This window comes from Labrys neptuniae (assembly GCF_040797145.1).
In the GTDB taxonomy this organism is placed as follows: Bacteria; Pseudomonadota; Alphaproteobacteria; order Rhizobiales; family Labraceae; genus Labrys; species Labrys neptuniae.
Map to the genome: position 1 here is coordinate 433,833 of NZ_JBFNQD010000003.1, position 14,977 is coordinate 448,809.

11 protein-coding genes and 1 pseudogene are annotated in these 14,977 nt (G+C 65.1%); 3 read left to right on the plus strand and 9 right to left on the minus strand.

Features of this window, described 5'->3' with window-relative positions; all coding sequences use genetic code 11:
* Positions 1-61 precede the first annotated feature (61 nt).
* The 5 genes and pseudogenes from pth to petA all read right to left on the minus strand — a co-directional run bounded on the left by pth (position 62) and on the right by petA (position 5,132).
* Positions 62-664: an aminoacyl-tRNA hydrolase gene (gene pth / locus ABXS05_RS12730; protein WP_311933583.1), complete on the minus strand. Its 603-nt coding sequence runs from the start codon at positions 662-664 to the stop codon at positions 62-64.
* Between the two features lie 168 nt (positions 665-832).
* On the minus strand, positions 833-1,453 hold the full coding sequence (locus ABXS05_RS12735; RefSeq protein ID WP_311933586.1) for a 50S ribosomal protein L25/general stress protein Ctc: 621 nt from the start codon (positions 1,451-1,453) through the stop codon (positions 833-835).
* Positions 1,454-1,662: 209 nt separating this feature from the next.
* Complete coding sequence (locus ABXS05_RS12740) at positions 1,663-2,226, minus strand: adenine phosphoribosyltransferase (protein WP_311933588.1); 564 nt, start codon at positions 2,224-2,226, stop codon at positions 1,663-1,665.
* 189 nt (positions 2,227-2,415) lie between these two features.
* A pseudogene (locus ABXS05_RS12745) lies at positions 2,416-4,566 on the minus strand (cytochrome c1).
* A gap of 11 nt (positions 4,567-4,577) precedes the next feature.
* On the minus strand, positions 4,578-5,132 hold the full coding sequence (gene petA / locus ABXS05_RS12750; protein WP_105861606.1) for a ubiquinol-cytochrome c reductase iron-sulfur subunit: 555 nt from the start codon (positions 5,130-5,132) through the stop codon (positions 4,578-4,580).
* A gap of 312 nt (positions 5,133-5,444) precedes the next feature.
* On the opposite strand from petA, the gene ABXS05_RS12755 reads away from it, so the two are divergent.
* The 3 genes from ABXS05_RS12755 (at position 5,445) to blaOXA (ending at position 7,958) form a co-directional block, all read left to right on the plus strand.
* The gene (locus ABXS05_RS12755; protein ID WP_311933594.1) at positions 5,445-5,924 is read left to right on the plus strand and encodes a tRNA (cytidine(34)-2'-O)-methyltransferase; all 480 of its coding nucleotides are present in this window, start codon (positions 5,445-5,447) and stop codon (positions 5,922-5,924) included.
* A 75-nt stretch (positions 5,925-5,999) separates the two neighbouring features.
* A complete protein-coding gene (gene hemF, locus ABXS05_RS12760) occupies positions 6,000-6,911 on the plus strand; it encodes an oxygen-dependent coproporphyrinogen oxidase (protein ID WP_311933595.1) in 912 nt (303 codons plus the stop codon).
* A gap of 258 nt (positions 6,912-7,169) precedes the next feature.
* A complete protein-coding gene (gene blaOXA / locus ABXS05_RS12765) occupies positions 7,170-7,958 on the plus strand; it encodes a class D beta-lactamase (protein WP_376717619.1) in 789 nt (262 codons plus the stop codon).
* Between the two features lie 30 nt (positions 7,959-7,988).
* Here the strand turns inward: blaOXA and serS are convergent, their stop codons facing one another.
* The 4 genes from serS to ABXS05_RS12785 form a co-directional block, all read right to left on the minus strand.
* Positions 7,989-9,251, minus strand: a complete 1,263-nt coding sequence (gene serS / locus ABXS05_RS12770; RefSeq protein WP_367624161.1) for a serine--tRNA ligase — start codon at positions 9,249-9,251, stop codon at positions 7,989-7,991.
* Between the two features lie 239 nt (positions 9,252-9,490).
* Positions 9,491-9,733 (minus strand): hypothetical protein, encoded by a 243-nt coding sequence (locus tag ABXS05_RS12775; protein ID WP_311933601.1) that lies wholly within the window; start codon positions 9,731-9,733, stop codon positions 9,491-9,493.
* Between the two features lie 264 nt (positions 9,734-9,997).
* Positions 9,998-12,073, minus strand: coding sequence for a hypothetical protein (locus tag ABXS05_RS12780; protein WP_367624162.1), 2,076 nt, complete (start codon positions 12,071-12,073; stop codon positions 9,998-10,000).
* Positions 12,073-14,862, minus strand: coding sequence for a DUF4159 domain-containing protein (locus ABXS05_RS12785; protein WP_367624163.1), 2,790 nt, complete (start codon positions 14,860-14,862; stop codon positions 12,073-12,075). The genes ABXS05_RS12780 and ABXS05_RS12785 overlap by 1 nt, the downstream gene beginning before the upstream one ends.
* Positions 14,863-14,977 lie beyond the last annotated feature (115 nt).

Here is a 14,977-nt window from a genome sequence, read left to right on the forward strand (position 1 = left end):
GGCGCTGGGTAGATAGGAAGCAGCGCAACGTCAATGGGAAGGCAAGCCCGGCGTGCCTCTCCTAGGCTCCCGCCAGCTTGGCAGCGCCGTGCCCCCTCGCCTCCATGAACAAATGCACCTTGTTCTGGAAGCTCGCATCCTCTCCATCAGCCAGCAGTGGCGCCGCATCGGCACAGGCGGTGCACAGATCTTCGACCCAGGGCCATTCGGCCTTGGCAAAATCGCTGAGCACGAAATGATGCACCAGCGCCTTGTCACCGGGATGACCGATGCCGAGCCGGGCGCGGCGATAGTCGTTGCCGCAATGGGCGGTAATCGATCGCAGTCCGTTATGGCCGGCATTGCCGCCACCGACCTTCACGCGCAGCTTGGCGGGCGCCAGGTCGAGTTCGTCGTGGAAGACCGTGAGATCAGGCAGGCCGATCTTGTAGAAGCGCATGGCCTCGCCGACCGACTGCCCGCTTTCGTTCATATAGGTCTGCGGCTTGAGCAGCATGACGCGCTCACCGCCGACGCTGCCCTCGCTGACCTGCCCCTGGAAGCGCGAGCGCCAGGGCGCGAAGCGATGGCGCCGCGCGATCTCGTCGATGGCGAGGAAACCGATATTGTGCCGGTTGGCGGCATATTTGGCACCCGGATTACCGAGACCGACGAACAGACGCATGATGGCCCCTGAAGCAAAGCGCGTCTAAGCGAAAACGCTGTTTTGCTTCAGCTCCTCTTTCGAACGCGTCTTTGCGATTCTTGGTGCTTCCACCAACTCGCCAAACGCTGTGAAAGCACGAATGGCCGGGACGAGCCCGGCCATCGCAGCAATGGATATTCAGCCGGATTACTTCTTGGCAGCTTCAGCGGGCTCGGCAGCCACTTCAGCGGCGGGAGCAGCTTCTTCACCGACCGGCGGCACGATCGAGACCAGGGTCGCGTCGTCCTGCCCGGCGTAGGAAACGCCTTCCGGCAGCTTGATCTGCGAGACGTGGACCGAATCGTTGATATCGAGAGCGGCGACGTCGACATCGATCGAATCGGGAATCTTGTCGGCGGGAGCCAGAACCGAGAGGGAGTGCGTCACGATGTTGACGGCACCGCCGCGCTTCACGCCCACGGAAGTCGCGGCGTTGACGGCATGCACGGGAACATCGACGCGCAAACGCGAGCCGGCATCGACGCGCAGGAAATCGACATGCTCGACGGTGTCCTTGACCGGGTCGAGAGCATAGTCGCGCGGAATGGCGCGGGTCTTGCTGCCATCAACTTCGATCTCGAACACGGTGGTGAGGAAGTGGCCAGCGTAAACCAGCTTGTTGGCTTCCTTGGCGTCGAGCGCGATAGAAACGGGGGGCTTGCCGGCACCATAGATCACGGCCGGTACCTTGCCTTCACGACGAACGGCACGCGCGGCCCCCTTGCCCACTTGCGTGCGAGCCGTGGCGGAAATCTGCTTCACGGACATTGTATGTTCCTAGGGTTGTTCAAAGAAAAAGGCCGCTGGCGCGGCCGGTTCGGTCGTTCCGCATTGCCTCCAGGGGTGTCTGGTCGCGGAACGGCGTTCTCATAGACGCATCCCGGGCGAAAAGCAAGAAGCCAGGTGTGCCGGTCTTCAGACCGGTATGAATGGCCATGGCCGGTCTGAAGACCGACCCACCATGCCTCCCCTCCCGTTCAATGGCCTTCGAAGGACACCAGCGTATGCACGGGCACGCCCAGCGCCCGGATCTTGTCGGCCCCTTTCAGCTCGGGCAGATCGATGATGAAGACCGCGGCCAGCACATCGGCACCGATCTCGCGCAGCAGCTTGACCGCGGCCTCCGCCGTACCCCCGGTGGCGATGAGGTCGTCGACCAGGATGACCCGCTCGCCCGGTTTCACCGCATCCTTGTGGACTTCCATTTCGTCGAGGCCATATTCCAGCGAATAGGCGATGCGCACGGTCTCGTGCGGCAGCTTGCCCTTCTTGCGCACCGGCACGAAGCCGGAGGAGAGCTGATGGGCGAGTGCGCCCCCCAGGATGAAGCCGCGCGCCTCGATCCCAGCCACCTTGTCGATCTTGGCACCCGCCCAGGGCTGCACCAATTCGTCGATAGCCCGTCGGAAGGCCCAGGCATCGCCCAACAAGGTGGTGATGTCGCGGAACGCCACCCCGGGCTTGGGATAGTCGGGAATGGTGCGGATCGCGTCCTTGAGGAAGCGGGCTGTGGAGCCCGAGATTTCTGTCTTGGCGGTCATGATCTGCCTTCCGGGGATTCGTTGCCGAAAAAGACCACGCTCGCACGCAAGAGTCGAGGCCGTACCAGCCAGCCGGCTTCCCACCGGTCGAGCCAATAAATCGATCGAGAGGAAACTGCAGGGCCTGAAACAGCAAAGCCGGGGATCGGCGATCCCCGGCTTTGCTCAATCAAGCGTTGGTCGAAGCCCTCAATGGGCGTCGGCCCAGATCTTCTTCTTGGTGTAGTAGAGCAGTCCCGACAGCACGATCAGGAAGATGATCACCACGAAGCCGGTCTGCTTGCGCTTTTCGAGCGAGGGATCGGCAGCCCAATTCAGGAAGGCCGCGACGTCGCGGGTGTACTGATCCACCGTCTGCGGCGCACCGTCGGTATATTCCACCTGCCCATCGGCCAGAGGCTTGGCCATGCCGATCGAAGCGCCGAAGATCTTGTTGTAGTGGCCGTTCGGCGGAACGGTGACGCCCTCCGGCGGCTTCTCGTCATCCTTCAGATAGCCATCGGTGATCAGGGCATGGATATAGTCGGGGCCCTGCTCCTGATACTGGGTGAAGATGTCGAAGACGAAGCCAGGGAAGCCGGACTTCACGCCGCGCGCCTTGGCGAGCAGGGACATGTCCGGCGGAATGGCACCATTGTTGGCGACGGCAGCAGCCTGATCGTTCGGATAGACCAGCGGGAAATAATCCGCAGGCCGACCCTTGCGCTCGAGCACCTCGCCCTTGTCGTTGGGCACGTCCATCACTGTGTATTCGGCCGCGAGGGCCTTGACCTGGCCTTCGGTGAAACCGGGACCGCCTGGATCGGCCAAGGTCCGGAAGGCAACGCGATGCAGGCTGTGGCAGGCCGAGCAGACCTCGCGATAGACCTTGAAGCCGCGCTGCAGCTGGCCCTGATCATAGCGCCCGAACGGGCCCGCAAAACTCCATTGCTGGCGGGTCGGCTGCTCGCCCCCCTCCGCCCAGGCGGGCTGGGAAAGGCCGGCAGCGCCGAACAGGGTGGCAAGGGCGACAGCCAGACCGGCTACGCGTGAGGGTTTGAACATCTCAATCATCTCGTTCGCCCCTCAGCCCTTGCTTTGCGATTCGGCGGTGTTTGCGGCCGGCAGGGGGATGCCGCTCGACTTCGCCAGAATGGCATCGGCGATCGAAGCGGGCACCGGCTTGGTCTGCTCAAACAACCCCAGCAGCGGCAGGGCGATGAGGAAGTAGGCGAAGTACAGCGCAGTCAGGATCTGGCCGATCAGCACCTTCGAGCCTTCCGGCGGCTGCGAGCCGATCCAGCCGAGGCCGATGCAGATCGCCACGAAGATGAAGAACACCCAGCGGAACACCGGACGATAGACCGCCGAACGCACCTTCGAGGTGTCGAGCCAGGGCAGCAGCGCCAGCATGACGATGGCGGCGAACATCATAATGACGCCCAGCAGCTTGTCCGGGATCGAGCGCAGGATCGCGTAGAACGGCAGGAAGTACCATTCGGGCACGATATGGGCAGGCGTCTTGCCGGGATCGAAGGTGATGTAGTTCTCCGGATCGCCCAGATAATCCGGCATGTAGAACACGAAATACATGAAGAAGACGAGGAAGCAGGCGATGCCGAAAGCATCCTTCAGCGTCGCATACGGCGTGAAGGGCACCGAATCCTTGTCCGACTTGATGTCGACGCCGGTCGGATTGTTCTGGCCGACCACGTGCAGCGCCCAGATATGCAGCACCACGACGCCGGCGATCATGAAAGGCAGCAGATAATGCAGCGAGAAGAAGCGGTTCAGGGTCGGGTTGCCCACCGCATAGCCGCCCCACAGCCAGGTCACGATCGACTTGCCGAATACGGGAATGGCGGAGAACAGGTTGGTGATGACGGTAGCGCCCCAGCCCGACATCTGGCCCCAGGGCAGCACATAGCCCATGAAGCCGGTTGCCATCATCAAGAGGAAGATGACGACGCCAAGCAGCCACAGCACTTCGCGGGGGCCCTTATAGGAGCCGTAATACATGCCGCGGGCGATGTGGAGATAGACCGCGATGAAGAACATCGAGGCGCCGTTGGCGTGCAGCTTCTGAATCAGCCAGCCCCAGTTCACGTCGCGACGGATCAGATCCACCGAGGTGAAGGCCAGGCTCGAATCGGAGACATAATGCATCGCCAGCACCACGCCCGTGAGGATCTGCGCCCCCAGCATGAAGGAGAGGATGGCGCCGAAGGTCCACATATAATTGAGGTTGCGCGGCGTGGGATAGGCGATGAACGAGGAGTGGACGAGCCCACCGATCGGCAGGCGGCTCTCGAACCACCGTCCAAGGCTGGATTTCGGGGTCCAGGTCGAGGTTCCGCTCATGAATTGTGACCTTAAGCTTGTGCGTTCGATTCGGCGCCGATCATGATCTTGGTCGGGCTCTCGAAATTATAGGGCGGAACTTCCAGGTTGAGCGGAGCCGGACCCTGACGGATGCGTCCCGAGGTATCGTAGACCGAACCATGGCAGGGGCAGAACCAGCCGTGATAGGAGCCTTCGTTGACCAGCGGGATGCAGCCCAGATGCGTGCAGATGCCGACCACGACCAGCCATTGTGCCTGATCTTTCTTGACCCGGTCCGCATCGGCCTGGGGGTCCTTCAGGTCGGTCAGCTTGACATCCTCGGCCGCTGCGATTTCGGCCTTGGTGCGGTGACGAATGAAGATCGGCTTGCCGCGCCAGAAGATCTTCACCGACTGTCCCTCGGGAATCGGCGTCAGGTCGACCTCGACCGGCACGCCCGCCGCGATGGTCGCCTTGTCCGGATTCATCTGGCTGATGAAAGGCCAAGCTGCGCCAGCGACACCCACAGCACCGACCGCGCCGGTGGCAATGTAAATGAAATCGCGACGAGTGGGCTCTGCGGCGTGTTCGTTCGTGACTGCCACGGATCGATCCTTCTCATACGTCGCATCCCGGCCGTCGCCGGGATGATGGAGGAACCGGACCTATCAGCCCCGTACCGTCCATACTCTGCCAAATCTCGGCCACCCCAGCCGCGCCAAACCGGATCGCGGCGAAACTGGGGCAAACCTTATCAAGGGGCTCATGCCACTCTGTTGCGAAGTTGTCTAGATCGTGCAGCCCGCAAATGGCGCTATGTCGCATGACATCAACGCCATAAATGCAAATTCTCTATCCCCGATGCCGGAAGCGTCCCCTATGAAGAACGTCTCCGCCCTCGCCCTGCCGATGCCCCAATGCCGCTCACTCTCGCCCTGTTTCAACCCGACATCCCGCAGAACGCCGGCACGATGCTGCGCCTGTGCGCCTGCCTCGGCGTAAAGGCGGCCATCGTCGAGCCCGCGGCCTTTCCCGTGTCGGACCGGGCATTCCGCCGCGCCGGGATGGACTATCTCGACCGCCTTGCCATCGACCGCCATGTTTCCTTCCCGGCCTTCGAGGCCTGGCGGGCCGCGAGCGGACAGAGGCTGGTGCTGCTGACCACCAAGGGCGCGGTGCCCCATACCGGCCATGTATTCCGGCCGGACGACATCCTCATGGTCGGCAGGGAATCAGCCGGCGTGCCCGATGCGGTCCATGCCGCGGCCGACGCGCGGGTGTTCGTACCGATGCGCCCGGGACTGCGCTCGCTCAACGTGGCCGTCGCCGCCGCCATGGTGCTGGGCGAGGCCCTGCGCCAGACCGACGGCTTCCCTTCCCCGGCGGAATCGTCCTGATCGAGCACGTCCGCCTTTCGGCCGTCATTGATCCTGCGCAATTGCCTGCTAGCGGAAACGGACTATAGAGGCAGCATGACAAAGCCCGGTTCCGCCCCTCTTTCCTCCGAGATCGCCCCCCGCCAGGCCGAGGCCCGTGCCTGGTTCGAGGCTCTGCGCGATCAGATCTGCGCCGCCTTCGAGACCCTCGAGGACGCGCTGCCCCAGGCCCGAGCCCCGGCCGGTACGGCCGCAGGACGCTTCAGGCGCACGCCCTGGCAGCGCACCGACCACACCGGCCACCCGGGCGGTGGCGGCGTGATGGCGATGATGCATGGCAGGGTTTTCGAAAAGGTGGGCGTGCATTGTTCGACCGTCCACGGGGAATTTTCACCCGAATTTCGCACCGACATTCCCGGCGCCGCCGAGGATCCACGCTTCTGGGCCTCCGGCATCTCCCTGATCGCCCATCCCTGGAACCCTCATGTGCCCACCGTGCACATGAACACCCGATTCGTGGTGACAACCAAGGCCTGGTTCGGCGGCGGCGCGGACCTGACGCCGATGCTCGACGGACGCCGCACGCAGGAAGACCCGGACAGCCTCGATTTTCACGCCGCCATGCGCCGGGCCTGCGAGGCTCACGCCGTGGCCGACTATGCCCGCTACAAGAAATGGTGCGACGACTATTTCTTCCTCAAGCATCGCAACGAGTCGCGCGGCATCGGCGGCATTTTCTATGACGGGCTCACCAGCGGCGACTGGCAGGCCGATTTCGCCTTCACCCGGACGGTCGGTACGGCCTTCGCTGCCATCTATCCCGAGCTCGTGACGCGCAATTTCGAAAAACCCTGGACGGAGGCCGAGCGCGACGAGCAGCTGGTGCGTCGCGGACGTTACGTCGAGTTCAACCTGCTCTATGACCGTGGCACGCTGTTCGGCCTCAAGACCGGCGGCAATGTGTCTTCGATCCTGTCGTCGATGCCGCCCACGGTGAAATGGCCCTGACCCGCCGATTCCTGCCTTCCGCCCGCCGTCAGGCTGCAGGCGGATAGGTCCGCGGCCCGCTTTCGGGTCGAAGCGTTTTGCGATTTGACGGAATCACTCAAATCGCACTTTGTCCCCAGGGGCAGCGCGGCCTGTTGCTGCCATCGACAAGATCGGGCCACAATGTCTCTGACAGATGCGCGTCGACTCCGGAGACCCTGCTGCATGCACCGTCCGACGACCGCCCTGGTGGCTCTTGCCACCGCCGTCTTCTCGACGATGCCGGCCGGTGGAGGCAGCGCCCTGGCCCAGCCATCGGAGGCCGCCGTCGCAAGCGCCTGCACGCTGCTGGCCGACGTGGCGACCGGCAAGCTGCTCAAGCAGGAAGGGAGCTGCGACAAACCGATCACGCCGGCCTCGACCTTCAAGATCGCCATCAGCCTGATGGGCTATGATTCGGGCCTGCTGAAGAACGAGCATGTGCCCGCCCTGCCCTTTCGCGAAGGCTATGCCGACTGGGTGCCGGAATGGCGCACCAGCACCGACCCCGCCAGCTGGATGAAGAATTCGGTGGTCTGGTACTCGCAGCAGATCACGCGCAGTCTCGGCAAGCAGCGCTTCAAGCGCTATGTCGCCGAATTCGACTACGGCAATCAGGACGTCTCCGGGGATCCGGGCAAGCAGAACGGCCTCACCCAGGCCTGGCTGAGCTCATCCCTCAAGATCACACCGCTCCAGCAGCTCGACTTCCTGGAGCGGATGGTGCGTCACCAATTGCCGGTCTCGAACCGGGCCTACGACATGACAGCCCGTATCCTGGTGCTTGCTCCCCTGCCCAATGGCTGGGAAATTCACGGCAAGACCGGCTCCGGCGCGCCCCGGCGCTCCGACGGCAGGCTCGATTTCGATCATGCCTATGGCTGGTTCGTCGGCTGGGCCAACAGGGACGGCCGCAATGTGGCCTTCGTGCGCCAGGTGCAGATGGGCTCCAAGGGCAATCTCAGGGCCGGGCTGCAGGCGCGCGACGCCTTCCTGGCGGAGTTGCCCGACTTGCTGGACCGGCTGTAATCCGGTCCGTGCCGGTCGGGCTGGCCCTCGTCACAGCAATTCCTCCCCATCGAGATAGTTGCGCAGGAAGGTGGGCACTCGGACCTGCCCCTGCGGCGTCTGGTGATTCTCGATCAAGGGCACCAGGATGCGCGGCGTCGCAATCGCGGTGTTGTTCAGCGTGTGGCAGAATCGGACCTGCCCCCGCCGATCGCGCCAGCGGATATTGGCTCGCCGGGCTTGCCAATCATGCAAGGTGGAACAGCTATGGGTTTCCCGATAGCATCCGAGGTTCGGCACCCAGGTCTCGATGTCGTTCATTCTCACCTTGCCCGGCCCCATGTCGCCGGTGGAGCATTCGACGACCTGATAGGGCAGCTCCAGGGCCTGCAGGACGGTCTCGGCATTGGCGAGCAGCCGGCCATGCCAATGGGCGGATTCTTCGGGATCATCGCGACAGATCACATATTGCTCCACCTTGTAGAACTGGTGAACCCTGAGCAGGCCACGCACGTCGCGTCCCCCGCTGCCGGCCTCGCGGCGGAAGCAGGGAGAGAAGCCGGCATAGAGCAGCGGCAGGTCGCGCTCATCGATGATCTCGCCGCCATGCAGGCCGGTCAGCGCGATCTCGGCGGTGCCGGCAAGATATGCACCGTCCCGCGGGAGTTCGAAGGTGTCCTCCCTGGCGAAGGGAAAATGGCCGGTATTGACGAAGGCATTCCCACGAACCAGGGCGGGAACGGCGATGGGCTGGACCCCCTCGCGGGCGAGCCGACGGGACGTGTCGAACAAGAGCGCCTGTTCCAGCAAGGCCAGGCGCCCCTTCAGCACATAGCTGCGGGCCCCGGCAACCTTGGCAATCCGGGATTGGTCGATCCAGCCATGCCTGTCGGCAATGGCGAGGTGATCGAGCGGCGGAAAGGCGAAGTCGGGCCGATCGCCGACGGCGCGCACCACCTGATTGCTCTTTTCATCCGGCCCAACTGGCGCCCCTGGCCAGGGCAGGTTGGGAACCGTCAACAAGAGGTCGCGCAAGGTCTGTTCCGTTTCTCCGGCATTCCCCTGGAGGGCGGTAAGCGCGCTTGCGATCGCCCTGGAACGTTCGGCGCCGGCCGCGCGCAGCGGCGCAGAGGCCTCGGCGAACTGTGCCGTGATGCGATTTCGTTCCGCCCTCAAGGTTTCGATCCGTGTCTTGCCCCGACGCAAGGCAGTATCGAGGGCCAGGATCCGATCAAGATCGATGGTCATGCCCTTGACCCGGGCCGCCTCGGCGACCGCGGCGGTGTTGTTACGAATGAAAGCGATGTCCAGCAATGTTGCCTCCTGATGCTGGCGACGCACAGCGGCAGGAGCAAACGAAAAGGCCCTGCCGGATGGCGGGGCCCTGGTTGAAACGCGATGGCGGAGAGAGTTCAGCGCATGCGACTGCAACCCGGCCCCGAGGGGTCGGACGAGATCAGCCGCGAGTTCGATCGATTGAACCTGAACATAGGACCACCCTGCCAGCGACGTCGGCGGAGGTCAACTGGCCCAGGCCGCGAAAACCGCCCTTCTCAGTCGGCCGTCGGCAAATGGCGCATGGTGACGAAGATCTGCCCGTCCGGCAGTTCTTCCCAGTATTCGATCTCGGTCATATAGGCCGCCTTGGGGTAGCGGGTAAACAGATCGCGCGCCTTGGCACGTGCTTCCTCACGCGGCAAAGTAAAACTCTCGCGCCGGAAGCCCAGCGTCGTCTGGGATCGTCGGTCTGCATGGCGCTTGGCCAACGTTCCTGGCCGGATCTCGTCGCTACGCATTCTCGTATCCTTGGCCCATTCCGTTGAGGCAGGCACGGTTGGAAACCTGCATCTCCAATTTAGGGCCTCCCGGCTCAAGAGTCGAATCGTCAGGCCAGGCATGGCGGAACGGAGGCATCGACGCCATCCTGCCTGTCAGCCGCCATGCGTGGGAGCGCCGGGAGGATATAGCTGCAATTTTCATCCGAGAGGCATCCGGCGTATCAGCCGGGAGGCCGACACTCCGCATATCCCGCGCTCTGCCATGCAAAAGCGTGTGTTGGGCTACCGGCCTTCCCGGGCCCAGAGCAGGGTGACGCCGCCCAGCAGCAAGGCAAGGCCGAGCAGGCCCGCGAAGAGCGGGATAGTGTCGATGCCCTGTACCACCGACGCCTCGCTGCGCTTGAGGCCGATCCAGCCGCTGCCGCCATAGGCGGAGCCGGCGCCGACCGCGCGAACCGCCGGTATCGACAGGCCGGACGCGGTGGCGAGGCGCTCCACGCTGCCGCCGGTCTCGCCGGCTATGCCCTTCAGCCTGTCGGGCGTGGAGAGCAGGTCCTGGAATTCGCGTGGATTGGCGGGACCGACATTGGTGATCGCCAGCAAGGCGCCGTCCTGGGCCCGCCACAACCCCATCACGTCGGTGGAATAGACTGCGCTCCACAGGCCCGGTTTCTCCGGTTTGAGGGCAAGCCTGACCTTCTCGCCATTCGGGCCGATCAGTTCGACCGGTGCCGCCGTCTCCGCCATGGTCTGGCGCTCGACCGTGATGTCGCGGCCGACAGCCCGTGCACGCAGAGCCTCCTCGTCGAGATCCGGCTCCTTCAAAAGCCAGTGCGACAGGCGCCGCAGCAGATCGACATGGGGCCCGCCGCCCTCATAGCCACGTGCCCACAGCCAGGCATGGTCGGATAGCAGCAGGGCCACCCGGCCCTTGCCCTGGTGGGCGAGCACGAGCAGCGGATCGCCTCGGGCGCCGGTCATCACGGCGCTGCCCTCGCGCAGCTTGGTCTCTACCGTGGTGAACCATTGGCCCCAGGCCGGCGGATTGGCATTGCCGCCCGGCAGGTCCCGCGTCACCGGATGGCGTTTGCCGAGCGCGCTGATCTCCGGCCGGTAGGGCTGATAGAGCACGTTGCCAGATGGCGAGGCCGGCAGGATCTCGGCCAGGCCGGTACCCCACAGACTGTTCTCGGAGGCGTAATCGGCGCCCGATGCCAGCAGGATCGCCCCGCCATTGCGCACGAACTCCGTCATATTGTCGAAATAGGCGGCCGGCAGCAGGCCTTCCTGCGCGTAGCGGTCGAAGATGATCAGGTCGAAGCGGTTGATCTCCTCGTCGAACAGGCGGTGCGTCGGGAACTGGATCAGGGAGAGCTCGTTGATCGGGGTGCCGTCCCCCTTCTGCGGCGGCCTGAGAATGGTGAAATGCACGAGCTCGACATTGGCGTCGGCCTTGAGCAGGTTGCGCCAGGTGCGCTCGCCGGCATTGGGTTCGCCCGAGACCAGCAGGACGCGCATCTTCTCGCGGATGCCCTCGATCTGCAGCACGGCCCGGTTGTTCACCGGCGAGAGTTCGCCCGGCACGGTTTCGGCTTCGAGCTCGACCACATTCACGCCGGCATGCTCGATCGGCACCTGCAGCGACGACAATTCGCCGACCGGCACGGTGGTGCGCGCAATCTCTTCGCCATCGCGGCGCAGGATCACCGCGGCGGTCGACGGCATGTTCGGACCGCGATCGACGACGCGGAAGCGAATGGTGGTGGCCTGCTTCACCAGTCCGAAGCGCGGCGCCTCGACCAGGTTGATCTGGCGGTCGCGTTCATCCTCCCGGCCGGTGATCAGGGCATGGAGCGGCGCCTTGAAACCGAGGGCCGCCGCTCGAGCCGGCACGTCGTGGACCACGCCGTCCGTCAGCAGGATGGCGCCGCCGACGCGGTCCGGCGGCACGTCGGACAGGGCAGTCGCCAAGGGAGTGAAGAGCTGGGTGCCGTCAGCACCGGACTTGACCCCGCCCCCCGCTTCGACCACCCGCAGCTCGGTATTGCCCAGCGCCTTGATCTGCCGGCTCAGCTCGTCGCGGGCCGCGTCTGTCTGCCGCGTCCTTTCGTCCAGCGACTGGGAGGCGGAACGGTCGACCACCAGGGCCACGACATTGGGCAGCACCGCGCGCTGCTCGCGCGTCAGGATGGGCCCGGTGAGAGCGAGGACGAACAGGCCCAGCACCAGCGCGCGCAGCCAGGCCCCACGCAGCCGCGCCAGCAGGCACAGCGCCGCGACCGCAGCCGCCAGCACGGCCAGGCCGATGACGACAGGCCAGGACAGCAAGGGCAGGAATTGCAGGGAGAAATCGCTCATCAGCGGCCGAGCCTCTCCAGGAGATCCTGTACATGCACCTGATCCGCCTTGTAGTTGCCGGTCAGCGCATACATCACCATGTTGACGCCGGCGCGATAGGCCAGCTCACGCTGGCGCTCCAGCCCGGTGGAAACGGGAAAGAGCGGATTCATCTGGGCATCGACGGCCCAGGCTGCGGCCAGATCGTTGGAGGTGATGATCAAGGGCGAAACACCGTCTCCCCCCAGCACGGGCTTGTCGCTGTCCTCGGATGTCGGGGCGGTGGCCTGCACCCAGGTTTCGCCATTGTCGTAACGCCCGACGAATTTGTCGAGCAGGTAGAAGGTCTTGGTCAGCACGTGCTTGGCCGGTATGGGCTCGAGCTCGGGAATGTCGAGCCCCGAGAGCAGGCGCTTGAGCGTTTCGCCGGCCGGCGTGGCCGCTCCCCCCGCATCCTGCTGCACCGCATCGCGCGTATCGAAAATGATGGTGCCACCCGATTTCATGAACGCGTCGATGCGCGCCATCACTGCCGGCGGCGGCGGTTCCTTGCCCGGCACGATCGGCCAGTAGATCAGCGGATAGAAGGCCAGTTCGTCCTTGGCCGGATCGATGCCATCGGGCGGCCCCGGCTCCAGCGCCGTGCGTTCGGCGATATAGGCGGTCAGGCCCTTGAGACCGGCGAGGCTGGTATCGTCCGTCTCCTTGTCGCCGGTGACGACATAGGCAAGGCGGGTCTTCAGCGCAGCGTCGAAGGGGCGGCTCTGCGCCTGGGCATCCGGCGATGCCAACAGGGTGAGGGACAGCGCCAGCACGACGAGGGCCGCCGACCCCACACCGGGACGGGCAAGACGCGTCCAGCCGCCCGCCATGAAGAAGACGATCAGGGCATCGGCCAGCAGCAGGGCCAGCGCGACCAGCAGCAGAACGGGCCCGAGGGCGATCGGCTTGGCAACCGTATAGTCGGCCAGGGACGCATTCACGGTGGTATAGTCCAGGGGTTTCAACACGGCATTGGCAGCCAGCGCATTGACGGCCACCAGGCCATCGGGCGGCCCGTAGAAGCCGGGCGGATGATCGGGACGGCCGATGCCGGGCTGATCCGCCCGCACGGGCTGGGCGGTGGCCGGCGGCACCTGGAAAGCACCCTGCCCATCGAGCGTCCGGCTCGGCGCCGCATAGACCGGCGCTGTGGCGCTCGCCTGCGCTGCGGCAGCCCCCGCAACCGGCGCGGATTTGGCCAGCCCCACCACCTTGCGCAGCATCTCCACGAAGGTTCCCGACAGGACTAGGTTGGACCAGGTGGTGTCGGCCGTCACGTGAAAGAGCACGATGACGCCATTGCCCCGTTTCTCGGCCGTGACCAGCGGCGTACCGTCGGCCAGGGCAGCCCAGGTCCGGCCGGGCAGATCGATATCGGGCTCGGCCAGCAATTGGCGCTTGACGCTGACGTCATCCGGCAAGGCGAGGCCTGCGAAGGGGCTATTGGCATCGAAGCTGCCGAGCTTTTGCGGCTTCTCCCAGGAGAGCGTCCCGCCCAGTGTGCGCCCGCCCTGGCGCAGCTTCACCGGCAGCAGCGTATTCTCGGCGGCAGCGAGACGCGAGCCGGCAAAGCGCACCAGAACGCCGCCATTCTCGATCCAGGTCGAGAGCTTGGCTTCGGCATCGCCGAGATTGCCGACATCGGCCAGCATCAAGACCGGCAGTTTGTCATCGAGAAAGCGGCCGATCGCCTCGGCCGGCGAGGTTCCCTCGGCAGTCCTCACATCGGCATAGGGTTCGAGCGCTCGCGTGAGGTAATAGTTCGCCGACAGCAGGGGCTGGCTGACATCCTTGTCCTGCCCCGAGACGATGCCGACCATGCGGCGGCGCCAGGTGCGGTCGAGCAACTGCACCGCTCCGGCCGACGCGTCGCCGACGATTTCCAGCCGCGCCACATCATTGCGAATGTCGACGGGCAGGTCGAGCTGCGCCGTGGTCTCGCCGGCGCCTGCCGGGAAACTGAAATCGGCTTGGCCAACCGGCAGGTTCTTGAGGTCGAGCGCCCTCACCGTGCCTGACAAGACGCGATCGAGCTTGCCCGTGCGCAAAACGCGCACCGAGATGCCGCTCGGCGCATTGGCCGCGCCCGCAAGGGCCAGCGAACTGCGGCCATCGTCACGATAGACCGTCACCCGCCCCTGCTTGCCGGCTTCCGACAAAGCGGCGAGAAAGCCATTGTCGCCATCCCCTGCCAGGCCATCCGAGAACCAGAGGATCTCGGCCTCCGGCGCCGCACGCAGGAAGGAGGCGATGGCGGGCGCATAGGCGCCACGATTGGCCTGCCAGGGCTGCGGAGCAAGCGCTGTGAGGCGCGGACCGAGGCTCGCAGCAGGACTGAGCGAAAGATCGGTGAGCGGCTCGGCCAGGGCCGCCATTGCCACCGGGCGGCGATCCTGCTCGGCCGCGGCGAGTGCGGCCTGGATCACTTCCTGGCGCTTTGCCCAGGTCGCGGCGGAACCCCAGCCATTGTCGACGAGGAACAACAGCGGCGCCGTACGCGTCGGTCCGGCCTGACTGAAAGGCCGCAGCGTCGGCACGGCCAGCATGGCGATCACCAAGGCAGCCAGGATGAGGCGCAAGGCCGTCAGCCACCAGGGCGAGCGCGCTGCCACCCGCCCGCGCGGCAACAGGCCGTAGAGCAGGCGCAAGGGTGGAAAGTCGACGCGTTGCGGCCGTGGCGGCACCAGGCGCAGCAGCAGCCAGATGGCCGGCAGCAGGGCCAGAGCCGCCAGCATCCAGGGCGAGGCGAGAGCCAGCGAACCTAGCATCGACCAAGCCTCCGTCCGCCAGGCTTGCGTTCGGCAACAGGCGTTCCGTCATCCCCGGCTGCGCCACTCGCGAGCGAAGCGAGAGAGGGCGAAGGGAAGGGGATCCAGGGACCAA